Origin of the sequence: Falsirhodobacter sp. 20TX0035 (assembly GCF_028307215.1) — a bacterium.
Taxonomy (GTDB): Bacteria; Pseudomonadota; Alphaproteobacteria; order Rhodobacterales; family Rhodobacteraceae; genus Falsirhodobacter.
Window position 1 is genome coordinate 1 of sequence record NZ_JAQMHV010000006.1, and the last position, 24,461, is coordinate 24,461.

Below are 24,461 nucleotides of genomic sequence, written 5' to 3' on the forward strand. Positions count from 1 at the left end.
GGCAACTGCCATGACAACGCCGTCGCCGAAAGCTTCTTCAACCTGCTCAAGCGCGAACGGATCAGGCGCAGAACCTATGATTATAACGGTCAAATGTTGAAATACATCGCGGGATTTTAAGTCACAACTCCCCGTAGTCGGAACTGCGCTCGCAGTGCTACTAATATCTTTTCCTTCTGCACTCTTGTTTCGCTGCATGTTCGACGGGGAATTAGAAGCTTGGGTTCAAGCTGTGGGTGCAATCCTTGCAATCATTTTCGGATTCAATATAGCCAACGCTCAGAAAAAAGCTCAACAAGATATAATTGATGCCGGTAGCAGGTTACATGTCCAAGCAGCATATCGACTTGCGTTTGAAGCCCTCGAAACCGTGAGTGAACGTTTAGAAATTGCTCTCACACCGAACAACCCACTAAGAAGATTGTCGCTCCAAGGAAATCGCACGTCTGAGATGATTCTCGGAATGCGTGAATTCGACATGTCGCGCCTTCCGTCAGATATGATATCCGACTTCGTTCATCTGCGCAGTCATGTCCATGCAATAAATGAACAGATTACTTCAGTTCGTGACAGCGAGGAGAGGACGAGCAATCCAAAAAGTAAGAGAGCCCGACACCATCGTTTGCGAAGTGCTGTTCGTGTTTATTCTGACAGTGCAAAAATTTTTAGGAGATTAGGGTGCACTGCTTCAAGGCATGGCACGGTTTTGAGCGAGCTTTCTTCACGTCCTACCACAGATGAATACGCGCGAATCCTAGCATAGCCGCATGTTTCTGGGGTCGGCACCAATCTACTTTTTACCATTGGCATGCTGCATACCTATACAAAGCGACTATCCCCCGAGCAATCTATTCTAGCTGGCAGAAGAACGAAAAGTGCGCTTGAAGTCCTCCTTTTGCTGATCTCCATCACAACGTGGCTCTGAATCAATTTTTCCGGTGTTGCAGGTGAGTTCTTCCAGTCTGATAGGGAGGTTTATGCCATGTCAGCTCGACTCCAACGTGCGGATCTCGCACCTGGTGTGCTTTACTATATATACAGAACAATGGCGACCAAACCTGGAGACCCACGGATGATAAAGATGAAAGATTTGAATACTGGCTTCTCGTATCGTTCGGCTTGGATCGGATATGCCAAAGGCCGAGGCCTCGACATAAGCAACGCTCCGATTCTTCATAGCGCACGGATCGGTCCCAAGCAGATATACCATGACCCCTTCGAAGGGCCTCGCAACGGCTTTCTTAAAAAATACCAGCAATTCACCGCATCTCTTGAGGTGAGCAAGTATGCCTTGGTCCGGCAGGGTGGAAAGGATGAGAACCAAAAATTATTCGGGTCCGGCATGCTGATCGCAGTCTACGAAATCGTCTCCTACGCAATTGATGAGACCGGTGGCGTCACGATTCAACTCGGTGAACGGGTCGCGCATTGATCCGGGTTCCGGGTTCGCCCCTTCTGAAAACGCAAGCGCCTGCGATGACGCTTAACCGAGAGCTATGGAACCTTTTCACTCAACGCTGACGGCGCTTTCGCGCCACCTTCCTGTGTCGCGCGGTGCCTGCAGGTCGGAGGCCGGCCCTTACCTTTTCTCCGGCAACCGCCATAGGGCCCGCATCAAATCCCGGGCTGAGTAGTGCCATCGACGACTGCAATAAGCCGCGGTCCAGCGAGTGTGTCTTCGCCAGAGCTGTGGGGTCCAGTCAAGCATGCCGGTAGAGCGGGTCTTCATGCCAGAAGAGCAATTTGGCCATGGATTATTGCAGAGTGAGGAGGAGCACCGCTTACAAACGAGGGGAGGTCCAAAGGCCTAATGACTGCCTTGGCTGTTAAGGCGCTTCTGCGCAGACACCCCGACCATGAGGCTCGGGCGTCAGCAAATCAACCGCCAGTTTCTTATTGTTGACTAGACCTTCGTCATGACCAAGAATTCGGGTAACGTTGACCACACCGAATCCTCAATATAACCAGATACTTACGCATGCGCATGCTATTCCTTTCCTGCGCAGGCTATTGCTTTTCGTGGCCAATCAGAGAGATGTTAACCAGTTGAATCGAAATACTTTTTCGATTCTCAGAATCAGCCGTCAGGCACGTCCTGCGCACGCTTTTCCTTTCTTTGACAGTTGTTGCCAGAAACAGGAGAAGCGTGCGCCAACGACCGCAATAGCGTGCGCAAGGGCGTCAAGACCAATTGTGACGCAGGCCGTTTATCATAGAAGATGGGCGACGGCGGCGCGGTCGTAGATGCGTGCGCCACCGTCCGCGGGCGTGATCCTGTCAGCGTTCAGGCGTGCGTGCAGGGTGTCTCAGTCCATCCCTGCCGCCACGCCCAGCCTGCGGAATCTGATGAAGCGCGCGTGGAACTCCCGCCGGTCGGCGGCCGTCATCCTCACCTGAGTTCCGCGCCACGGCCTCGGCATCCGGCGGATGGCGAAGCCGTTGCGCCGGAGGAAGGTGATGAGCTCGCTCGGGCGCACTCCCTGCCAGGGGCAGGATGGTCGGGGGCTTCGCCGCTGCGGGCCTTGCCGGGGCGGCGCAGGCGCAGACCGACGGAGGCACAGCCCAGACCTCTCCCCTGACCAAGATGCGCAACCCGCAAACGGCTTATCCCCAGACGCCGTTCGAGGCGCAGCAGCAGCAATGGCCGGGCCTCGCCAGCAAGATGACACCCGCCCGATCATGGCGAAGAGAGCTATGTCGGCTCCAACCGCCTGCCGGGCCGTCGTGCGCTGATCACCGGCGGCGACAACTCGCTCTGCAAAGGCGTCATCTGCCTGATCGCGTCTGCCCAGCCGAACAACTTCAACAACAATGGTCGGGTCATCCTCGACAACAGTTGCCTAAAGATCGCCTCATCTAAAAATTGCCACCACTTTTTCCCGAAGCAACACTTGCAGACGCGCGGTATCGGGAACGAAAACTCGGTGGTCAACCTCACTCTCATCGGCGCCCATCTGAACAAGAACGAGATCCGCGCAAAGCCGCCAAAGCGCTACATCAAGGAATGACTTGACGGCGAGTAGGGCTCCCGCAGGTCAAGCTTACTTCATCTGATTGAACGCTCCTTGCATCATCTTCCAGAGGATAAGCACCCCACAACGATAAATTTCCGCGTCTGGCTGGCGGGTGGGGTCTGCCATGCGGCATCGAAGGCGTGCACACCATCGCCCTCATCGCGCAGCCCGTCCGTGATTCTGAAGGACGCCTTGCCGAAACCCAGAAAGCCGATGGTGGTCATGAACAGAAGCCTTTCAGAAAGGAAACCGGGCCACCGGGATGCGGCTGGCGGTCAATTACTGACAACAGGCGTTCGGCTCGCGTCACGATGGGCGCGTCGATGAACTTGCCGTCCAGCGTGAATGCACCCCGCCCGGCCGCGGCCTCGATCGCGTTCGCTTCGACGACGCGCCGTGCCCAGGCAATCTCGTCGGCGGAGGGTGTAAATCCCTCGTTCAGGATCGGGACGACTGCGGGATGGATGCAGCTCGCACCGTCGAAGCCGAAGTCGCGCGCCTCTCGCGCCGCCTCGCGGATCGCCGCTTGATCGGTGTAGTCCACCGTGCTGCGGAACATGCCGAAGGACATGACCCCCGCCGCCTTTGCGGCATAATGGATCATCAGCTTCGGCACGCGCAGCACCTCGGCGGTGGGCTTGGCCCCCATGGAGGTCGCCAGATCCTCACCGCCCGACGACAGGGCCAGAACGCGCGGCCCCTTCGCAATGGCACGGGCTTCAAACAACCCTTCGGAGTCCTCGATCAGTGGCACGAAGTCGATGGGCGCGCGCCCGGTTTCCAGCGGGGCAAGGTGGGCGGCCAGATCATGCAGCACGTCCACATGGGCCACCTTAGGCAGATACAGCCCCTCCGCCCCCGCCCGCACCGCCGCGGCCGCGTCGTCGAAAAGCCGCTCGTTCATGTTGACACGCACGAAGACACGGCGGCCTGCCATCGGCACGCTGCTGGTCAACGCTTCGCGCGCCGCAGTCTTAGCGGCCTCGGGAACGGCATCTTCAAGGTCGATGATGACGACGTCCGCGCCGCGCTGCCCGGCCTTTTCCAGAAAGCGGGGTATGTTGCCTGGCACATAGAGGAGGGAGCGGATCATAGGGTCATCCCCAGTTCTGCCAGGATCTCGTCCGTGTGCTCACCGATCCCGGGCGCGGCGCGGCGAAAGCCGCCTGCCGTGTTGGACAGGCGCGGGAAGACGTTGTGCTGCGGCAGGTGGCCGTTTTCGGCATCCTCCACCTCGACGATGATCCCGCGTTCGGCGAAGTGGGCGTCCTGAGCGATGTCCGCGATATCGTAGACGGGGCCGACCGTCGCCCCCGCCTCCCGCATTCCGACCAGTGCCTCGTCGCGCGGGCGAGCGAGGAACCACTGCGCCACGGCGGTGTCCACGATGTCGCGATGGGCGACACGGGCGACGTTGGTGGCAAAGCGCGGATCGGACTTCATCTCGGGTTTGCCGATCACGTCGAAGATGCGCATCGCGACGGTCTGGGTCGATCCCGACAGCGCCGCGAACTTGCCGTCGCCGCAGCGATAGACGTTGCGCGGCGACACTGTGTTCGACGCCGAGCCGGAGCGCTCCTTGATTTTGCCGGTCGTGCGGTAGATCGCGGCCTCAGGCCCGAGAACGGCAAAGATAGGCTCCAGCAGCGACAGGTCGATCACCTGGCCCTGCGCGTCGCCGCGTTCACGGGCGAACAGCGCCATCATCGCCGCGTTGGCCCCGGTGATGCCGGCGATCATGTCGGCCAGCGCCAGCGGGGGCAGTACGGGTTCGCGGTCGGGGAAGCCCGTGCGCGAGGCGAAGCCGCTCATCGCCTCCACCAGCGTGCCGAAGCCGGGCAGCTTGGCGTAAGGCCCCGTCTGCCCAAAACCCGAGATGCGCACGGTGATCAGGCGGGGGTTGAGTTCGGCCAGAACGCCGGGGCCAAGGCCCATTTCTTCCAACGTGCCGGGACGGAAGTTCTCGATGAACACGTCGGCGGTTTCCAGCAGGCGGCGCAGCACCGCCATCGCCCCTGCCTCGCGCAGATTCAACGCGATGGAACGCTTGTTGCGCCCGTAGGTCTTCCAGTGCAGCGACTGCCCCCCATCGCGCCAATCACGCAGCGGGTCTCCCTGCGGCGGCTCGATCTTGATGACGTCGGCGCCGAAATCGGCCAGTTGCAACGACATCATGTTGCCGGCAACAAGGCGGGACAGGTCGATCACGCGCACCCCGTGAAGGGGACCGCGCAGTGTGGGATCAAAACGGATCATCTCAGCTGCTCCCGAACTTCTCGGCGAACACGGCGGAGTGTTCGGGCGGGATGCGGACGATGACGGTGGGAGCGTCGATTTCCCACGTGGTCTGGATACGGAACTCCATCTCGCCCGAGCGGACGACATATTGCCACACGGAACCAAGATAGACCTTCTGGTCCACGCGGACGCGCAGGCAGTTCGGACCCACCTCGGACACGACCTCGATCCGTTCGGGGCGGATGGCCACGACCAGCGATCCGTCCTTTGACGCCCGGCCGGGGGCGGTCACGATCTCGGTTCCGTCGACCAGCCGCACGCGAGCACTTTCGGTTCCCGCCTCGATCATCGTGGCGTCAAGGAAGTTGGACGAGCCGATGAAATCCGCGACGAAGCTGTCGGCGGGCCGTTCGTAGATGTCGCGGGGGGAGCCGAGCTGGCGCATGCGCCCCATGCTCATCACAGCGATCCGGTCGGACACGGCCAGCGCCTCGGACTGGTCGTGGGTGACGTAGATCGTCGTCACCTTCAGCCGCTCCTGCAACTCGCGCAGCCAGACGCGGGCGCGTTCGCGCAGCTTCGCGTCAAGGTTCGACAACGGCTCGTCCAGCAGCAGCAAGGGCGGGCGATAAACCAGCGCGCGGGCCAGCGCCACGCGCTGCTGCTGGCCGCCCGACAGTTCGAACGGATAGCGTTCGGCATAGGGGAGCATTTCTACAAGGCCGAGGGCCTCCTTGATGCGTTCCTCCCGTTCGGACTTGCCCATCTTCCGCAGGATCAGCGGAAAGGCGAGGTTGTCGGCCACCGTCTTGTGCGGCCAAAGGGCGTAAGACTGGAAGACGAGGCCGATGTTGCGCCGTTCAGGTGGGACGGTGTTGCGCGGATTGCCGTCAAACAGCACCTTGTCGCCCACCCGGATCGTGCCCGAAGTTGCGTGGTTCAGCCCCGCCACCGCGAACAGCGACGTGGACTTTCCGCAGCCCGACGGCCCCAGCAGGGTCAGGAACTCGCCCGAGGCGACGTGGATGTTCAGGTTTTCAACCGCCGTGACGGCGCCATACTTGATGGTCAGGTTTTCAAGGACGAGATCAGCCATAGATCTTGGCTCCCAGCAGGCGGCGCGCAAGGATGACGAACAGCGCCGTGATGATGACTTGGATGGTGGCGAGGGCCGAGACGGGGCCATTGTCGCCCTGCGCCACAAGCTGCAGCATGGTGGTGCCGATGATCTCGGACCCCGGCTGGTACAGGAACGCGGCGGTCACGTATTCCTTGAAGAAGTGGATGAACAGCAGCGCGTAACAGCTGAAAAGCGCGGGCTTCAGGATCGGCATGATGATCCGCGTCACCGTGGTCCACCAGTCCGCACCCGAGATGCGGGCCCCGCGGTCCAGTTCCTCGCCGATCTGGGCCAAGGCGGGGGCAATGGCGCCAAAGCCCACCGGGATGTAGCGGACCATGAAGGCGATGATCAGCACGAGGATCGTGCCGCGGATCACATCCGCGCCCGGCAACCAGATCACCGCATAGAAGAAGCCAAGGCCCGCAATGATGCCGGGCAGCGAGCGCGGGAAAAGCGCCACGTATTCCAGGGGCCGGCGGAACCGAAACTCAGACCGGCGGGCGACCAGCGCGATCACGACGATAAAGAACGTGCCGAGCGCCGCCCCGATGGTGGAGACGAGCACCGAGTTCACGATGGAACGGACATAGGTGGAGGAGTTGAACACCAGATCGAAGTTTGCCGTTGTCAGCACCTTCCAGAACGGGATCAGTGGCGTCAGGAACGTCACCGTCGACCGCAGGAAGATGCCGCCGAAGATCGACAGGATGGTGAAGAAGATAAAACTGAACACGAAGGCGAAGGCGGGCCAGCGCCACTTGCCCAGATCCAGCGTGGACGGGCGGCTGGCCTTGCCGCGCACTGTCACGAAGCGTCCCGACGCTTGCATCAGGTATCCCTGCAACCACACCAGAAGCGCCACGAGGATCAGCAGCAGGATCGCCGCTGCGCCGACGATGCCGTATTCCGGACGCACCGCGGCGTTGATGCCCTTGTCATACAGGAACGTCGTCACCGTCTGGATCCCGGAGGGGCCGCCGAAGAGCAGCGGGATCGCCAGCATCTCGATGCCCACGACGAAGTTCAGGACGGCGGAATAGATGACGGCGGGACGGATCATCGGGATCGTCACCGACCACAGAGCGCGGACGGGGCCCGCCCCGGCGGAACGCGCGGCATCCTCCAACTGAGGATCGGCCTTCGTCACGGCGGCAAGGCACATGAGGTAGGTCAGCGGCGCCTGGCTCAGCCCCGCGACGATGCCCATGCCCGTCACGGAATAAAGGTTCCAAGGCGCCCCGCCGAGGTAGCTTTTCGCCGCCAGCGTCATAAATCCCGACGGGCCATACATCGTGAACCACCCGAACGCGATCACGAGGTTCGACACGAACAGCGGCCAGATGAAGATCTCGCCCATCCAGCGGCGTCCGGGCAGGTTCGTCCGCCCCACCAGCACCGCCATGACCGCGCCGAAGACCTGCGCCAGCACCATCGTCAGCGCCCCGAAATAGAGCGTGTTGAGGAACACCCGCGCCATCCCCGGCTCGGACGCGAGGCGGGTGAAGTTGCCCAGCGTGAAGCCTGCTGTGGTGTCGTAGAGCGGCTTGTCGAGGAAGGCTTGGATGATGATGGGCACAATCGGCCCCGCGACCAGCACCGTCGTCAGGGCTGTGACGCCCCAGAAGATCAGGCGTGACCGGTCGATCGACCGGCGGGGGCCGGTATCGCTGATATCCGTCATCGGAAATGTCCTTGGAAGGTCGGGTGGCGCAGGGCCACCCGCGATGTCAGTTGCCGGCCAGCGCCGCGTTCCACTTTTCCACGAAGGGACCGGCCTCGGTAATCAGACGCTCGTCAAAGCCCGCGATGATCAGGTTGTCCTCGCCAATCTGCTCGGCGATCCCTTGGTAGGTGTAGCGGACCTGATCCTCCGGCACATCCTCCCGATACGGGACCAGACCGCCCTTGCCCACCGTCGTCTGCCCCTCGGTGGACAAAACATAGTCGACGAACAGCTTGGCCGAGTTCATGTTGGCCGCGCCCTTGGGAATGCCGAGGCCGCGCAGCATCATGATTGTGCCATCGTCCGGGAAGGCAAAGCCCAGGATCTCGCCGCCGGGCTGCTCCAGCCGCGGGAAGATGGTGATGCCCGACACCGCGATGCCCATGACGTATTCGCCGGTCGCGATCTTCTCGTTCATCGGCCCGCCAGAGGTTTCGCCCCGGATCATCGGACCGATCTTGCGAAGGTTGTCCCAGCCCTCGTCGCCCTTGACGTTCATGTAGTTCCACCACGCCGCCAGCCCGAAAGAATTGCGGGCCGCGTCATAGGTGGTGATGCGCGCGTCAAAGGTGCCCGGATCGGCCTCGGCCGCGGCGATCAGCGAGGCGAAGCCCGTAGGGCGCTGTTCGTCCGACAGCAGGGCCGCGTTGTAGGTGATGACCAGCGGGTCCGCGGACATCACCGCCACGCCCGGATAGGGATGCGCGAAAGCGGGCAGATGCGCGAATTCGGGGCTGTCATAGGGCTCCATCAGCCCGTCCTTGCCATAGCTCGCCCAGCGATCGTTCGCGCCCGAGACCAGCACGTCGGCAGTCCGGCTCGACGATCCCTTCTCCGCCTCCCAGCGGGAATGAACGGTGCCGGAGCCGAGATCGATCGTCTCCACATTGATCCACGGGAACTCGGCCTTGAAGCCATCCAGAATCGGCTGCCAGTTGTTGTCGGCCATGTTGGAATAGATGGTCAGTCCGGACTCGGACCGCGACCCCTCGACGATAGCGGAATAATTGGCGGGATAATAATCCGGCAGCTGCTGCGCCAGTACGCCCCCAGGCAGGATCACGGCCGCGGTGATCATATGACGAAGTTGCAGTTTCATGCGTTCCTCCCAGAACAAGTCTTTCACCTTCCCCAATCAATGCCGCCTCCACGGCCTGGTTGGGGATAGCAGTCGTCCGAATGCCACGTCGCGAAATACTTAATGTTCACTATTGTGAACATATTCTTCATATTGAACTCCATCTTGAACGGGGTCAACATCCTTTCGCATGAAAGGAGAAAGCCTCCCGGAAGGGGAGGCTTTCGCAGATGGACTGTAGCGTCGAGACGTCAGTGAGCGTGAATGGCACGTCTCCGAATTTCCTCCGTGACGGCTCGCGCTGTGGAAAGTGCTGTCGCACTCACCCGCTCGGCCGCCGCCGCCATGCGGCCTTGGGGTCCGGCGATGTTAATCGCGCCGACGACCCTACCCTCGGCGTCAAAAACCGGGGCCGCAACGCCTGCCGCTCCTTCCACCACGCCATGTGCGTTCATGTAGAACCCATCGCGCTTTGCGCCCTTTATCGCTGCCTGAAGGTCCGCTCTGTCCTTTGCAGACAAACGCGCGTTGATCCCCTCCAAGACCTCCGCCGCCGCATTCGACAAGATGACGATCCCGCTCGCGACCTTGTGTGCCGGACGGGTCATCGACATGTCCCGGTCATATCGAATTTCCCGGGCCGGCAAGATTTTGTTGAGGTAGCGAATCTCACTGCCCTCCAACACGGCGAGGAATCCACTTTCCCCCACTTCGTCCACCGCCCGGGCGATCAAAGGAGCCGCAAGTGCCAAAAGCGCACCGTGTGAATTTCCGAAGGCCGTGATTTCCCCGGGGAGTCGGGTCAGTAAATAGCGGCCTGTGTTATCGCGTTCGATGTAGCCTCTTTCATTGAGTGTCCGCAGCATTTGCAGTGCACTTGACTTGGGCATGCTCAGCGCCGTCGACACTTGCGAAAGGGAGACGGCGCCCGGTGTCACGGCGAACCATTCCACCAGATCCAGTATCCGTTCGACACCACGTCCGCTCATAACCGCTCCGTTCCAAATACTGAACAAGCGTAGCATGATGTTCAACCCTGTTCCAGCTTGGAGGATGGTCGCTCATCGCTCCACAATGCTGGTGCGGGCCGGCAGCCAAGGAGCTATCAGGCCGCTTTCTTCATGCTTTTGATTGACCGGAATCCCTTACAGCACCGTCGACAAAAGCAAGATGATGGGCAGCGACACGAGGGATGCCAGACTTACCGGCAAGCTCAGCCCTTTCAGCGTGCCGCGGACGGTCAATCCCATAAGGCTCGACATCATCCAGAAGCTGTTGCTCGTGACATGCACAAGAAACAGCGCGCCAGATCCTGCGGCCAAGGCGATCAGAACCGGTGAGATCCCCAAGGTCTGTGCGACAGGGGCAAGCAGAGCCGCAGAGGTGATAGCGGACGCCGACACCGACCCGATGGCGATGTGCAGCACGGCGGCTATCAGCCAGACCAGAACCAGCGGTGCCGAGGTGTCGGCCGAGAAGTATCCCGACAGAATGTCGCCGAGATCAGTCAGGGCAACGACCGCCGACAGCGACCCTGCCACGCCCGTCAGCAGAAGGATCTGCCCGCTTTGTGCGAAGGCCCCGGACATCGCATCAAGGCGGACCTCGATCGGAAGACGCGCCTTGGCGATGAGAAGGGCAATCACCATCCCGACGAACAAGGCAAATGTGGAGTTGCCCACCGCGGTCAGCATGGGATTTCCCAGACCCAGCGCGCGGTCCACGGCGCCCGCCGCGATCATTGCGATCGGTACGAGAACGGGAAGAAGGGACATCCGCAAGGAGATGGGGCGCACGTCCTCGTCCACCACCTCGGTCGCGTCGGTCGTTTCGTCCAGGGCCGGATCCCACAGACCCCGCCTGGCCAGCCGCGTCACGAGGAAGACCGTGATGAAGCCCGTGGGCAAGGCGACGATCAGGCCGAACAACAGCATCGTGCCCAGATCCACGCCCAGCATCGCCGCCAAGGCAAGTGCGCCCACACCTGGCACGACCAAGGTCAGCGCCAGATAGATCCCGACCGAAGTGGCCGCCGCCATGACGGGAACCCCCTCCGGCCCCATCCGGGCCGCGATCCGCCGCGCCAGAGGTGTGGCCATCAACAGCAGCACATCCGTGTAGATCGCGGGAAAAATGGCCGTTACGACACCGGTCAGCGCATACGGGATGCGGCCGGGGGCCATGCGGTTGGTCAGCAGATCGACGACGCGCTGGAACGCGCCCATGCGCTGCATGAAGCTGCCGATCATGATGCCGAAGGCGATCAGCAGGCCGATCTCCCCCATCAACTCGCCAAAGCCGGTGGTGATCGCGGTGATCGTGGGCACGAAACCCAGACCAGAGCTGAGGCCAAGATACATCGGCCCCACCAGCAGTGCGATGAAGGGGTGAACCCGCACGACAATGACAAGCAGCACGACAAGAACGATCGCGAACATCGCGTTCGCGAGAACCAGAAGTTCAGGCACGATTCCTCCTCCCAAAGGATCGACGTCTCAGATCGCCCCGCGCCTCCTCAGCGCGGGGCGGGCGCCGGATGCAGGTCTTCTACAAGCCCGGATTTGGTCAGCTGGCTGGGCACATCGTGGCCAACGATCGCGGCAAGCCCCCGCGCCTCCTCCAGAAGCGCCCGCAGGTCGAGGCCGGTGTCAACGCCCATCTCGCTGAACATCGCCGCCGTCTCCTCGGTGGCGATGTTTCCAGACGCGCCGGGCGCAAAAGGGCAACCGCCCAATCCGCCCAAGGCCGCATCGAACCGCCGCACCCCCGCCCGCCAGGCAGCGAAGACGTTGGCCAGCCCAAGCCCGCGGGTGTTGTGCAAATGCAGCGTCAACGCTCCCGCTCCGGCGATGGAGAGGGCTGCGCCCGCGAGGTCCTCGATCTGCCGGGGGTTGGCCATGCCCGTCGTGTCCGCCAGCGTGACACCCGTGCATCCCATCTCGAGATAAAGGCGCACCAGTTCCAGCACCCGTTCCGGCGGTTCGGCCCCTTCAAACGGGCAGCCGAAGGCGGTGGCGACGGTTCCGTTCAACAGGACGCCCGCCCCCTTGCCCATGCGGACGATGTCGCGGAACCCTGCAAGGCTTTCCTCCGGCGTCATGCGCATGTTGGCCAGATTGTGCGTGCGACTGACGGACAGAACCATGTTCAGTTCATCGGCCTTGGCCGCAATGGCGCGTTCGGCCCCCTTGGCGTTCGGCACGAGCGCCACATGGATCACGCCCGGACGCCGTGCAATACCGGCGAACACGTCGGCCGCATCGGCCAGCGCCGGAACCGCCTTGGGCGACACGAAGCTCGAAACCTCCACCCGCGACAGGCCAGTTGCCGTCAGTGCATCGATCAACGCAATCTTCTGCGCCGTGGGCACGAAGACGGCTTCCATCTGCAGCCCGTCGCGGGGGCCAACCTCCTGCAGGAACACGTCTGCCATGGCTCAGCCCCTCCCTGCCGTCACCGCGTCCACACGATCCGGCGCATAGCCGAGGTCTTCCAGCACCGCGCGCGTGTCCTGCCCCAGCGTCTGGCCCACCCACCGCATCCGGCCGGGCGTTTCGGACAGCTTTGGCACGATGCCCGGGAAGGTCACGGCGGTGCCATCCGGCAAGGCCGCCGAAAGCAGCATGTCGCGCGCCTGATAATGGGGATCGGCGACGATGTCGGCCGCCGAGTAGATACGCCCCGAAGGCACCTCGGCCGCCTCCAGCCGTGCCAGAACCTCATCGATTTCCCGGACCGAGGTCCAACTCAGGATTGCCGCGTCCAGTTCGGCATTCCGCGCGACCCGGCCATCATTGGTGGCCAAGGCCGGGTCTTCGGCCAGATCGGGACGTCCGATCGCCATCATCAGGCGACGGAAGATCGCGTCGCTGTTTCCGGCAATCACGGCATAGGCGCCATCGCGCGTCTGATAGGTGTTCGAGGGGCTTATGCCGGGCAGTGCCCCGCCGGTCCGCTCTCGCACAAGGCCGAACATCGCGTATTCCGGGATCAGGCTTTCCATCACGTTGAACACGCTTTCGGTCAGCGACACGTCGACGACCTGCCCGCCCCCCTTCGAGCGGGCGTGCAGCAGCGCCATCAGCGCCCCGATCACTCCGTGCAGCGAGGCGAGGGTATCGCCGAGACTGACACCCACGCGTGCCGGGGGCGACGCGGGATCGCCGGTGGTGTAGCGGATGCCGCCCATCGCTTCGCCGATGGCGCCGAAGCCGGGGCGGTCGTGATAAGGGCCGTCCTGCCCATAACCCGAGATGCGCACCAGAACGAGGTCCGGGTTCAACGCCTTCAGCACGTCCCAGCCCAGGCCCAGCTTCTCCAGCCCGCCCGGGCGCAGGTTCTCGATCACCACGTCGGCGCTTGCGGCCAGATCGCGCGCGGCTTCCAGTCCTTCGGGGGATTTCAAGTCCAGCGCGGCGGACCGCTTGTTTCGGGCCTGAAGATACCACCAAAGCGAGGTTCCTTTGTGCATCTTACGCCAACGGCGCAGCGGATCCCCAGATCCCGGCTGTTCCACCTTGATAACCTCGGCCCCGAATTCAGCGAACATCCGTGCGGCAAAGGGTGCCGCGATCAGCGTGCCGATTTCCAGCACGCGAAGGCCGGCCAATGGTCCAGACATGTCGATCCTCCTCTTCCCACCAAAGGATATGGCGATTCGGGCCAACCCTCCATTCCTGATGCAGGAATACGCCTTCGCCGATCGCGAAGGGTCACCCACGTCGCAGCGCGTCGTGCAACCGTTCGGCGGCGGCGGACAGCGGGCGCGCGGACTGGTGGACGATGACGATCTCGCGCCGCGCCCAAGGGTCGGTCAGGGCTTCGGCGTGCAGCGACATCGACGAGCCGAGGATGCCGAACACCGGTGCGGGAATGAGCGCGACGCCCAGACCCGCCTGAACCGTGCGGCACACGGCGTCGAACCCCGGAACATGGATGCGGCGGCGAAGAGACATTCCTTCGTCCCGTGCCGCCCGTTGAGACCGCATGAAGATGGAGCTTTCAGCATGCAGGCCGATGTGATCGAACGCCAGGGTGTCCCGGAAGGCCAGCGGTCCCCGCCCCGCCAAAGGATGATCCGCCCGCATGACGACGACGAGATCGTCCGTCTTGTAGGGCACGACCGTCAGCCCCTGCAGGTCCGCATGGGCGGAGCAGATGCCCAGTTCCGCCTGCCCCTCCTCCACCCCGCGCACAACCTCGAGGCTGGGACGTTCCTGCAGATCGACACGCAGATCGGGATGATTCAGGAAGAATCGCTCCAGATCCTCGGGCAGATAGGCGACGATGGCGGAAAGGTTCGCCAGAAGGCGCACATGACCGCGCACGCCTTTGCGAAAGTCGGACATGTCCGCCGTCAGATCCTGCGCGGCCCCTAGAACCCGTCGCGCATGATGAAGCAGGCTTTCCCCCGCTGCCGTCAGCCGCATGCCCCGCGGGGTCCGGTCCAGCAGGCGAACCCCGAAATCGGCCTCCAGATCCGCCAGCCGCTTGCTGGCCGCAGACAAGGCGATCGCCTCCCGCCCGGCCGCACGGGTCAGATTCCGCTCCTCCGCGATGGCGACGAAGATGCGCAGACTGGTCAGGCTTAGACGGTCGGGCGGCAAAATGGATGTCATGGGTCATGTCAAACTGCAGAAACGGTGTCACGGCAATGGTTACGTTCCGTGCAGGGGCGGCCCTGCTAAATCCCAAAGTCAGCCGCCGATCTCTTAGGGATGTCGAAGGTCGGCGGACAACCCCTCTGCGATGCAGCGTCGGACGGCCGTTTCGACAACCTGACGCAGCAGGTCGCTGTCGCGGAAGCGGCCATGCCGGTTTTTGGAGAAGGTCGAATGATCCGGCACCGCCGTGTTCAAGTCGAGCCGGCAGCACCAGCGGTGCGCGAGGTTCAGATGGACCTCCTCGCAGATCCGCCGCTCCGACCGGATGCCGAAGCCGTAGCCGATCAGCAGCATGCGGATCATCAGCTCTGGATCGACCGACGGTCGGCCGGTGCTGCGGTAGGACGGTCCAGATGCTGACGGATGTCGCCCAGATCCACGAACCGGGCGATGGCCCGGATAAGGTGGTCCTGCGGGATGTGATCCTCCAGCGAGAACTCGTAGACGAGTGCGCCTTGCGCCATCTGCCGCGATCCCATCATCCCGATCACCTCCACCGTCTATGAGTGGATCAGGGCCAAACCCGGCCATCAACAGATGTTTTTCGTTACAATCGGCCGAAAGCCACGACATGTGGACGTGTCGTCGTTTTCATCGTCGCATGCCTTGCGCTGGCGGCGTGCGCGTCCAGTAGCGACATGGCCCATTCGAACCCGAACTATTTCCTGGCGGACGTGTCAGCCGACAAGTTCAGCGGCAACTACAAGCCGGCCGAGGGGCGTGAACTGCTGGCGTCCAACGGCAAGGGCAATCGGCCGTCGGGTTAAAGCGACACGTCATCGGAGGGGCTGGTGGCCTTTGCTGCGATCCGCAAGGACGGTACCGTCGCCCACGGCGGTGCCCAAGCGGGCACCGAACATCGTGTGACCCGCTTCCGGAAAGGAACGGTCAGGTCGGATTGTCGCAGCGCAGGGTCACCTGTGCCACACCCTTGACCGCCTGCATCCAGCGCAGGTTTACCGCCGTTTTGGCCGATCCCTGCTCGGCTTCGGTCCAGGGGGCGGGCAGCTGGGTGCGGCCTGAACTGTCGGTGATGGCGCCCTTGGCGATCACCGCCGTCACGTTCCGCGCATACCCCCCGAAGGGCAGGAACCCGCCCGAATCCACCGTCCACGTGGCCGAGGCGGTGTTCTGCGCATGCTCCACCGTCACGGGGCTGAAGGTGGCTTGCGTCACCCCGTTGAAGGTGTTGGACAGGAACACCGTGTTGCGGAACCGGCTGTGGTTCAGCGTCGCATAGGTCTCGTCCGCCATGTCCACCCGGTCCACCGCCGCGTTGACCGTCCGGAACGCGTTGCCCATCACGCTCAGCCCGTTGATGAAATGGCCGGCGCCTCGGGGCGTGACCACCAGCCAGCGGAACGAGGGCAGCACCCCGCTGGCCATGAAGATGTTGCCCGTGATGGTCAGCCCGCCATAGGAGAATTCCGAGGCGAATTCCGGCGCGACATCATGCTCGTTCGTCCATTCAAGGAAGCAGTTGTCGACATAGTTGCCGGTGAACAGCGTCTTGCAGTTCATCTCGGTCATCACGACGCCGGCGCGGCGCACAGAGGTTTCCCCGTCCCCCTGGAAGAAGTGGTTGCCGATGAAGATGTGGCCCGACCCGTGGGCCACCACGAAATGGGCGAACCGCACCACGCGGTTGTCGCGCAGCTTCACGTCGTTGGCGTTGATGTTCAGCGCGATGGAGGTCCGGTCGCCCGCGTTGACGGCCTGTTCGTTCGACAGGAACTGGTTCTCGTCCAGGATCAGCCCCTGGCAGCCCGTCCCGATGGAGGTGATGCCCCGGTCCAGCGGCTTGTTGATGACGCTGTGGGCCAGCCGGAAGATGGTGCCCGCCGGTTGCAGCATGATCGCGCTGCAATAGCCGTTGCATTGCATCTCCACGTCCGTGATCTCGAACTTCGAGAACTTGGAGAAACCCGAGAAGTCGAGCATGTACTTGAACCGCGAGAAGGTCAGCGTGCGCGTGCCGACCGTGGCGCCCGGCGGCAGGTTCAGCTCCACCGTGCCCGCGCCCACGTCCACCGACTTCACGTATATCTCGCGCGGGATGCCGGGGCCGCGGACATGCGATCCGACGGCGATGCTGGCCACGTTCGCCACATCCGTCAGGCGGTAGGGGTTGGAGGTGCTGTAGGTCGCGACCGAGGTGACGACGCCCGTCGTCCAGCTCGCGCTCTGCACCGCGTTCAGCTGGCCGTTGGTCAGCACGCGCCGCTGCTCGAAGTTGGCAAGGCCCGACAGGGCGGCCACGTCCACGGGTTCGGGAATGTCAACGATGCGGCCCGACAGGTCCAGCGACACGTGGTTAGTGAAATGGAACAGCGCCTGAAGCGCCTTGCGGAAGCCTTGGTATTCGCCGCCGAACGCCGCGGCGTAGGTGTCCAGATCGAAGTTGTGCGTGCAGGCCAGACGCATGGCGTCGGGCATCTTCAGCATGCCTTCGAAGCGCACGCGGCTGTTCAGGGTCAGGTGCGAGGCGATGTAATAGGTCCCGGGCGACACGAACAGCCGCTGGCCGTTGGTGGCAGCGTCGGCGGCCAGGAAGGCGGCCCGGTCGTCGGTGACCCCGTCGCCCAGCGCGCCGTAATCGCGCACGTCCACCATGCCCAGCATGTCGCGCAGGAAGACGGAGGTCACATCCTCCACCACGATGTCGTCGATCCGCACCACGCCGCCGTTCGGGCCCGTCAGGTCAAGGCCAAGGTGGGAATAGACCGGGGCCGTGCCCCAGACCATGTCCACGCCCTTGCGGTTGCCCGACCCGATGATGGCCGTCACCTCCACCACCTGCCCATAGGATTTGAGCGTGACTTCCGGCCCCGTCAGCGGAACGCTCACGGCCTTGCCCTTGGCGTCACCCGCCCAGGCGGCGATCCGCACCGTGGGGAAGGTGCCGCTGATGGCCTTGATGCGCGCCGTCACGCGCAGGTACAGGCCCGGCTGGAACGGGATCGACTGGAAGCACCGCAGCTTTTGCGTCGTTTCCTGCTTCAGAAGCTCCATGCAGCCGGCGAAATCCTGGTCCGAGGGGACATAGGCCGCGTTCGCCTGCCCGGCATAGCTGGCCTGCCCCGGCTCCCCGTCCGCCCGCGACCAAAGGCTCAGCCCTTGGGAGAAGGCGGGCGGCATCAACACCAGACCGTCGGTAATCGCCTTGTTCATCGAAATCCTCGCCTCGCTTGAGTTGCGGGCAGGAGTATCAACGGGCGGTTAAGCCCCCCCGACACCACCGTGCGGAGGGGCGCAACGTCAGGCCAGCTCGCCGCGCAGGGCGGACTCGATCAGGGCGACCGTTTCGTCCACGCCATAGAGCGCGATGAACCCGCCGAAACGCGGCCCTTCCGACGCACCCAGCAGCACCTCGTACAGCGCCTTGAACCAGTCGCGCAGCGGCTCGAACCCGTGCTCCTTGCCGACAGCGAAGACCATGGTCTGCAACGCCTCGTCCTCCATCGGGCCGTCCCACGTCTTCAGGCGGGCCAGCAGATCCTCCATCGCCGTACGCTCCTGCTCGGTCGGCAGGCGGAACTGGCGCTTGGGGGCCACGAAGTCGTTGAAGTAGCGGACCGCGAATTCCGCCGCCTGATCCAGATCCGGGTTCCCCTCGGGCGAGGCGTCGGGCGCGTAGCGCCTGATGAAGCCCCACAGCCCCGCCTTGTCCTTCGCCGCCGACACGGACGCAAGGTTCAGCAGCATCGCGAAGGGCACCACCATCTTCGATTCCGGCGGATTGCCGCTGTGGATGTGCCAGACCGGGTTGTCGACGCGCTTGGCCTCGTCCTGCGTGGCAAAGGCGCGCAACTGCTGGTGGTATTCGTCCACCGCCTTCGGGATCACGTCGAAATGCATCCGCTTCGCCGTCTTGGGCTTCAGATACATAAAGTAGGACAGCGACTCCGTGCTGGCATAGGTCAGCCATTCGTCGATGGTCAGCCCGTTTCCCTTGGACTTGGAGATCTTCTCTCCGTTCTCGTCCAGGAACAGCTCATACGTGAAGTGCTCGGGCTTCTTTCCGCCAAGGATCTCGCAGATCCGGTCATAGATCGGCGTGTTGGTGGAATGGTCCTTGCCGTACATCTCGAAGTCCACGTCCAGCGCGGCCCAGCGGGCGCCGAAATCAGGCTTCCATTGCAGCTTCACATTGCCGCCGGTGACGGGCAGCGTTGTCTCGGTCCCGTCCTCGTCGTCGAAGGTGATGGTGCCGTCCTTGGCGTTCACGTCGCGGATCGGGACATACAGGACCCGGCCGGTCTTGGGGCTGATCGGCAGGAAGATGGAATAGGTCGCGCTGCGTTCTTCGCGAAGCGAGGCCAGCATCACCTTCATCAGATCATCGTACCGCTCCACCGCGCGCAGCAGCACCGCGTCAAACCGCCCGGACTTGTAGAAGTCGGTCGCCGAATAGAACTCGTACTCGAACCCGAACGTGTCCAGGAACCGGCGCAGCATGGCGTTGTTGTGGCCGCCGAAGCTGTCATATTCCCCGAACGGATCGGGGACCGAGGTCAGCGGCCGCTGGATGTTCTCGCGCAGCATCTCCTGCTCGGGGACGTTGTCGGGCACCTTGCGCATCCCGTCCAGATCGTCCGAAAAGCAGATCAGGCGCGTGGGGATGTCGCAGATCGCCTCGAAGGCGCGGCGGATCATGGTGGTGCGCGCCACCTCGCCGAAGGTGCCGATATGGGGCAGACCCGAAGGGCCGTAGCCCGTCTCGAACAGGACGTATCCCTTTTCGGGCACCTTGCCGCCAACGCGTTTCAGAATCCGGCGGGCCTCCTCGAAAGGCCAGGCTTTGGAATTCATCGCGGCGTCCTGAAGGGCCGTCATGGGCACATCTCCCTTGTTGCGCGGCACCCTGCCGCTGCGCGTGGTCTATTGCCGCCACCCCTGCGCGTCAATAATCTGGGACAAAAGAAGGACACGACCATGGACGACACCATCCCCTCCCTTTCGCAGCCCGATGCGCTTCTGGCGCTGATGATCGCCGTTTCCGCCTCGCACGGGGCGGTGGAAACGTCCGAACTGGTGGCGATCCAGCAGATGCTGAACCATCTGCCGGTTTTTGCCGAATACGACATCGACCGTCTGGGCAACGTCGCCCGCGTCGTGTTCGACCTGTTCAACGAGGAGGACGGGCTGGACGCGCTGTTCGCCCTGGTGCGCACCGCGCTGGACGAACGCCTGCATGAGACGGCCTATGCCTTGGCCTGCGACGTCGCCGCCGCCGACGGCCGCCTGTATCAGACCGAACTGCGCCTCTTGGAGGAGATCCGCGAGGAACTGCGCCTCGACCGCCTGCACGCCGCCGCGATCGAGCGCGGCGCCCGCGCCCGCCACGCCCGCCTTCAGGCCTGAGCGACCCACGCCTCGATCAGGCGGCTTTGCAGGATCCGCGCGTTGCGCGTCCATGCGGCGCCGCCGACGGGGCGGGCTTCCTCGTCGGACTCCAGCCCTTCGCGCCGGGACAGGTCGGCGCAATAGATGGCGAAGACACGCTCTACCCCGCCCGCGCTGACATAGCCCACCAACCCCGACGCGAAGTTGAGCGTGCCGGTCTTGCCCTTGATGCGGATCGCGTCCGACAGCGTTTCGCGCCCGTTGGCGTCGAACAGCCCCTCGTTCTTCATCAGGCCGCGCAGGTAGCGCCCGTTCGGATCCGCCTGCGCCAGCGCCAGCGCGTGCACCATCTGCGCCGGGGCCACGCGCGACCGGCCCGACAGGCCCGAATGGTCGCGCAGGTCCATCGCCACGCCATACTTGGCCGCGGCCCACTGGCTCATCGCTGCGCCCGAGGCCGCCAGCGACCCTTGGCGCGAAGCGGTCAGCCCCACAGCCTCGGCCGACATGTTGTTGGAATATTCCAGCATGTCCGCCAGAATCTCGGTCAGCGGGCCGCTCGCATGGGTGGCCAGCGCCGTCCCGGACGGGGCCGAACGGGTGACCACCGGCTGCGGCAGCGCGACACCGTGGCGCGCGGCCAGCCAGCGGAACACCTCGGCCGTGTAATCGTCGGGATGGCGCACCGGCAGCCAGCGGTTGCCCCCGCGGCCCAGCGCGCCCGAAGCCACTGTCCAGTTGTCCACCCCCTGCCCGGACGAATAGGTGTAGGCAGGGCTGGTCCGGCCCACCACGCGGATGCGCGACATCGTCACCGGCGGCACCACGCGCCCCGACCGTGCATCAAGGCTGGCCCCCGCCCCCCCCGCGCCCCAGCGGAAATACACGCGGTTGAAGTTCAGGTTCAGACCCGAAATGGCGGCGTTGTAGTTCGCGCCCACCGGCTGCTGCGGGTCGATCTGCGGCACCAGCGGCAGCGCACCGCCATAGGCCATGAACCGTCCCGTCACCCCGCGCACGCCGCGCGCGGCCAGCTGCGCCGCCAGCGCGTCCAGCGCGTCCGTGTCCAGCGTCGGATCGCCCGAGCCCACCAGCCACAGGTCCCCCTGCACCACGCCGCCCGACACCGGCCCCGAGGCCATCAGCGAGGTCGCGTAGCGGAACCCCGGGCCCAGCCGGTCCAGCGCATAAAGCGCGGTGATCGCCTTTGTGGTCGATGCTGGCGGCAGGGTCGCGTCCCCGCCCCGGCTGTCCAGCACCCGGCCCGAGGCGTCGGCCACCACGAAGGCCACGTTGCCCGACACGCCCGACCGCGCGATCAGCGCCTCGGCCGCGCCGGTGCTGGTCAGGCGGACCGGCGGACGGGGGGATACAGCGGGGGCGCCGGCACATCCGGGCACCGCGGCGATGGCGGCCAAACCGCCCATGATGAAACGTCTGGAGATCATGTGTCGGACGCTATCCAAGCCAGTGTTTCCGCGCTAGCCCCATTCGCCACGCGCCCGGATCGCGGTGGAGGAGACGTCCACCATCGGCAGGTCCGCGAAGGCCCAGGCGGGCGCGTCCGCATGGCCCAACCGCTCCGGCGCGGTGCGGCAGTTGCCGAAGGCGCGGGCCGCGCGCCCCAGCCGTCCCTGCACGCCCCACCCCGGACGCGCCAGGACCCCGATCGGCACCGTCTTCATGATCCAGCGCCAGTCGTCCCAGCGATGGAACTGCACGAGGTTGTCGGCCCCCATCAGCCACACGAACCGCACCCCCGGATAGCGCCGGCGAAGGGCCCGCAGGGTCTGGGCGGTGTGGCGCGTGCCCAGCCGCGCCTCAAGGTCCGTGACCGCCACGCGGGGATGGCGCATCAGGGCGCGCGACCGGTCCAAGCGTTCCTGCATCGGGCGGGGGCCCTTGGCCTTCAAGGGGTTGCCCGGACTGACCAGCCACCATACCCGGTCCAGACCGAACCGCTTCATCGCTTCCATCGTGATGTGGACATGCCCCGCATGGGCCGGATCGAACGATCCCCCCAGCAGCCCGACCACCATCCCCCTGCGCGCCACTGGCCAGCCCTGCAAGACGCCCCTCCCGTTGTCCGGCGGCCAGAAACCACCCCCACATTGCCCTTGTCCAGCATTATCGCTATGTAGACGGCCAAATCCCCGAAAGATGGAACACAGCCCATGGCCTCGTACCAATTCGTCTACCACATGGAGGGCGTCTCCAAGACCTATCCCGGCGGCAAGAAGGTGTTCGAGAACATCCACCTGAACTTCCTGCCGGGCGTGAAGATCGGCGTCGTCGGCGTCAACGGCGCGGGGAAATCCACGCTGCTGAAGGTCATGGCCGGCCTCGACAAGGACTTCCAGGGCGAGGCATGGGCCGCCAAGGACGCCCGCGTCGGCTATCTTCCGCAGGAACCGCAACTGGACGAGGCGCTGAACGTCCGCGCCAACGTCATGGAAGGCGTCGCGGCCAAGCGCGCCATCCTGGACCGCTACAACGAACTGGCGATGAACTACTCGGACGAGACCGCCGAGGAGATGGCCGCCCTTCAGGACCAGATCGACGCCCAGAACCTTTGGGAACTGGACAACACGGTCGACATCGCGATGGAAGCCCTGCGCTGCCCGCCGGACGATGCCGACGTGTCCACCCTGTCGGGCGGGGAACGCCGCCGTGTCGCGCTCTGCAAGCTGCTGCTGGAAGAGCCGGACATGCTGCTCCTGGACGAACCGACCAACCACCTCGATGCCGAAACGATCGCTTGGCTGCAAAAGCACCTGATTGAATACAAGGGCACCATCCTGACGGTCACCCACGACCGCTACTTCCTGGACGACATCACGTCCTGGATCCTGGAGCTGGAGCGGGGCCGCGGCCTGCCGCACGAGGGGAACTACTCCTCGTGGCTGGAAGCCAAGGCCAAGCGCGTGGCGCAGGAAGCGCGCGAGGACAAGTCCAAGCAGAAGGTGCTGGAGAAGGAGCTGGAATGGATCCGCGCCGGCGCCAAGGCTCGTCAGGCGAAATCCAAGGCCCGCATCTCGGCCTACAACAAGCTGGCCGATGAATCGGTGAAGGATCTGGTCGGCCGCGCGCAGATCGTCATCCCCCACGGCCCCCGTCTGGGCGGCAAGGTGATCGAGGTCGAGAACCTGTCGAAAGCCATGGGCGACAAGCAGCTGATCGAGAACCTCTCCTTCATGCTGCCCCCCGGCGGCATCATCGGCGTGATCGGTCCGAACGGCGCGGGCAAGTCCACCCTGTTCAAGATGCTGGTGGGGCAGGAACAGCCCGATTCCGGCACCGTCACGCTGGGCGACACCGTGAAGCTGGCCTTCGTGGACCAGTCGCGCGATTCGCTGAACCCCGAGGCCAACGTGTGGGAGGAAATCTCCGGCGGGGCCGAGATCATCGAACTGGGCGACGCGCAGGTGAACTCGCGCAACTATGTAGGGTCGTTCAACTTCAAGGGCACGGACCAGCAGAAGAAGGTGGGCCTGCTGTCGGGCGGGGAACGCAACCGCGTGCACTTGGCCAAGCTGCTGAAGTCGGGCGGAAACGTCCTCCTGCTCGATGAACCGACCAACGACCTGGACGTGGAAACGCTGCAGGCGCTGGAAGCCGCCATCGAGAACTTCGCCGGCTGCGCCGTCATCATCAGCCACGACCGCTTCTTCCTCGACCGTCTGTGCACGCACATTCTGGCCTTCGAGGGTGACGCCCATGTCGAATTCTTCGAAGGCAACTTCGAGGATTACGAAAAGGACAAGATCCGCCGTCTGGGCCCCGACGCGGTGAACCCCAAGCGCGTGAAACACAAGAAGTTCACGCGTTAACGCTAACCCCGGCTTCGCCGGCACACGACGCTTGCGCGATGGATTTTTCGTGCTAGCGTTGTGTGTGCGACGTTACCCTTTATCGACCTGTCCTTTGCGGCCACAGCGATTCGATCTTGCTCTGACTTAGCCACGCCGTCGCATGACGCGGACGGTCCCGGAACAGGAGACACTCACGATGGCCAAAGGCACCGTGAAATGGTTCAACGCCACCAAGGGATTCGGCTTCATTGCCCCCGAAGGCGGAAGCAAGGACGTGTTCGTCCACATCACCGCGCTGGAGCGCGCTGGCATCCGCTCGCTGGATGATGGTCAGGCCGTGACCTTCGACGTCGAAGCCAGCCGTGACGGCCGCGAATCCGCGGTCAACATCCAGCTCGCCTGAGATTTGGGGGCGCGGCTTCGGCCGCGCCTTTCCCCTTCCCGGTCCTTGCGGCACCGGGCAC

Annotated in this window: 20 protein-coding genes and 1 pseudogene; 5 read left to right on the forward strand and 16 right to left on the reverse strand. The window is 63.8% G+C overall.

Translation table 11 applies throughout. The annotated features are described in order from the left end of the window. The first annotated feature begins 1,081 nt into the window (after positions 1-1,081). On the forward strand, positions 1,082-1,432 hold the full coding sequence (locus tag PIJ50_RS08850) for a hypothetical protein (RefSeq protein ID WP_271974514.1): 351 nt from the start codon (positions 1,082-1,084) through the stop codon (positions 1,430-1,432). 1,638 nt (positions 1,433-3,070) lie between these two features. On the opposite strand, the gene PIJ50_RS08855 is transcribed toward PIJ50_RS08850, so the two are convergent. The 12 genes and pseudogenes from PIJ50_RS08855 to PIJ50_RS08910 form a co-directional block, all read right to left on the reverse strand. Then, the gene (locus PIJ50_RS08855; protein WP_271974515.1) at positions 3,071-3,238 is read right to left on the reverse strand and encodes a hypothetical protein; all 168 of its coding nucleotides are present in this window, start codon (positions 3,236-3,238) and stop codon (positions 3,071-3,073) included. Then, positions 3,235-4,107 carry an HpcH/HpaI aldolase/citrate lyase family protein gene (locus PIJ50_RS08860; RefSeq protein WP_271974517.1) on the reverse strand — a complete coding sequence of 291 codons (873 nt, stop codon included), beginning with the start codon at positions 4,105-4,107 and terminating at the stop codon, positions 3,235-3,237. The genes PIJ50_RS08855 and PIJ50_RS08860 overlap by 4 nt, the downstream gene beginning before the upstream one ends. Continuing rightward, positions 4,104-5,270 carry a CaiB/BaiF CoA transferase family protein gene (locus PIJ50_RS08865; RefSeq protein ID WP_271974519.1) on the reverse strand — a complete coding sequence of 389 codons (1,167 nt, stop codon included), beginning with the start codon at positions 5,268-5,270 and terminating at the stop codon, positions 4,104-4,106. Before PIJ50_RS08865 ends, PIJ50_RS08860 begins: the two co-directional genes overlap by 4 nt. Position 5,271: 1 nt before the next feature. Further along, on the reverse strand, positions 5,272-6,348 hold the full coding sequence (locus tag PIJ50_RS08870) for an ABC transporter ATP-binding protein (protein WP_271974521.1): 1,077 nt from the start codon (positions 6,346-6,348) through the stop codon (positions 5,272-5,274). After that, the gene (locus PIJ50_RS08875; RefSeq protein ID WP_271974522.1) at positions 6,341-8,056 is read right to left on the reverse strand and encodes an ABC transporter permease; all 1,716 of its coding nucleotides are present in this window, start codon (positions 8,054-8,056) and stop codon (positions 6,341-6,343) included. Before PIJ50_RS08875 ends, PIJ50_RS08870 begins: the two co-directional genes overlap by 8 nt. Before the next feature lie 46 nt (positions 8,057-8,102). Beyond that, positions 8,103-9,197, reverse strand: a complete 1,095-nt coding sequence (locus tag PIJ50_RS08880) for an ABC transporter substrate-binding protein (protein WP_271974524.1) — start codon at positions 9,195-9,197, stop codon at positions 8,103-8,105. A 230-nt stretch (positions 9,198-9,427) separates the two neighbouring features. After that, positions 9,428-10,165 carry an IclR family transcriptional regulator gene (locus PIJ50_RS08885; RefSeq protein WP_271974526.1) on the reverse strand — a complete coding sequence of 246 codons (738 nt, stop codon included), beginning with the start codon at positions 10,163-10,165 and terminating at the stop codon, positions 9,428-9,430. 156 nt (positions 10,166-10,321) lie between these two features. After that, positions 10,322-11,644, reverse strand: a complete 1,323-nt coding sequence (locus PIJ50_RS08890) for a GntP family permease (protein ID WP_271974529.1) — start codon at positions 11,642-11,644, stop codon at positions 10,322-10,324. A 47-nt stretch (positions 11,645-11,691) separates the two neighbouring features. Continuing rightward, on the reverse strand, positions 11,692-12,609 hold the full coding sequence (locus tag PIJ50_RS08895; protein ID WP_271974530.1) for a hydroxymethylglutaryl-CoA lyase: 918 nt from the start codon (positions 12,607-12,609) through the stop codon (positions 11,692-11,694). A 3-nt stretch (positions 12,610-12,612) separates the two neighbouring features. Further along, complete coding sequence (locus PIJ50_RS08900) at positions 12,613-13,797, reverse strand: CaiB/BaiF CoA transferase family protein (protein WP_271974531.1); 1,185 nt, start codon at positions 13,795-13,797, stop codon at positions 12,613-12,615. 91 nt (positions 13,798-13,888) lie between these two features. Next, positions 13,889-14,794, reverse strand: coding sequence for a LysR family transcriptional regulator (locus tag PIJ50_RS08905; RefSeq protein WP_271974533.1), 906 nt, complete (start codon positions 14,792-14,794; stop codon positions 13,889-13,891). A 117-nt stretch (positions 14,795-14,911) separates the two neighbouring features. Continuing rightward, positions 14,912-15,321 (reverse strand): annotated as a pseudogene (locus PIJ50_RS08910) (transposase); the annotation flags it as partial. A 156-nt stretch (positions 15,322-15,477) separates the two neighbouring features. On the opposite strand from PIJ50_RS08910, the gene PIJ50_RS08915 reads away from it, so the two are divergent. Next, a complete protein-coding gene (locus PIJ50_RS08915) occupies positions 15,478-15,606 on the forward strand; it encodes a hypothetical protein (RefSeq protein WP_271974535.1) in 129 nt (42 codons plus the stop codon). A gap of 121 nt (positions 15,607-15,727) precedes the next feature. Here the strand turns inward: PIJ50_RS08915 and PIJ50_RS08920 are convergent, their stop codons facing one another. Beyond that, complete coding sequence (locus PIJ50_RS08920) at positions 15,728-18,010, reverse strand: glycosyl hydrolase family 28-related protein (protein WP_271974537.1); 2,283 nt, start codon at positions 18,008-18,010, stop codon at positions 15,728-15,730. A gap of 87 nt (positions 18,011-18,097) precedes the next feature. Then, on the reverse strand, positions 18,098-19,675 hold the full coding sequence (locus tag PIJ50_RS08925; protein WP_271974539.1) for a lysine--tRNA ligase: 1,578 nt from the start codon (positions 19,673-19,675) through the stop codon (positions 18,098-18,100). A gap of 99 nt (positions 19,676-19,774) precedes the next feature. Between PIJ50_RS08925 and PIJ50_RS08930 the strand changes: the two genes are divergently transcribed. Next, a complete protein-coding gene (locus PIJ50_RS08930) occupies positions 19,775-20,203 on the forward strand; it encodes a tellurite resistance TerB family protein (RefSeq protein ID WP_271974541.1) in 429 nt (142 codons plus the stop codon). Here PIJ50_RS08930 and dacB read toward each other — a convergent pair. Both dacB and PIJ50_RS08940 read right to left on the reverse strand, forming a co-directional pair. Beyond that, positions 20,194-21,633 (reverse strand): D-alanyl-D-alanine carboxypeptidase/D-alanyl-D-alanine endopeptidase, encoded by a 1,440-nt coding sequence (dacB, locus tag PIJ50_RS08935; protein ID WP_271974542.1) that lies wholly within the window; start codon positions 21,631-21,633, stop codon positions 20,194-20,196. The genes PIJ50_RS08930 and dacB overlap by 10 nt on opposite strands. A 33-nt stretch (positions 21,634-21,666) precedes the next feature. Next, entirely contained in the window at positions 21,667-22,224 is a 558-nt protein-coding gene (locus PIJ50_RS08940; protein WP_442900726.1) for a nicotinate-nucleotide adenylyltransferase, read from the reverse strand. 135 nt (positions 22,225-22,359) lie between these two features. On the opposite strand from PIJ50_RS08940, the gene ettA reads away from it, so the two are divergent. Together ettA and PIJ50_RS08950 are read left to right on the forward strand one after the other, a co-directional pair. Next, positions 22,360-24,015, forward strand: coding sequence for an energy-dependent translational throttle protein EttA (ettA, locus tag PIJ50_RS08945; protein WP_271974544.1), 1,656 nt, complete (start codon positions 22,360-22,362; stop codon positions 24,013-24,015). Between the two features lie 178 nt (positions 24,016-24,193). Further along, positions 24,194-24,400, forward strand: a complete 207-nt coding sequence (locus PIJ50_RS08950) for a cold-shock protein (RefSeq protein ID WP_271974546.1) — start codon at positions 24,194-24,196, stop codon at positions 24,398-24,400. Positions 24,401-24,461 lie beyond the last annotated feature (61 nt).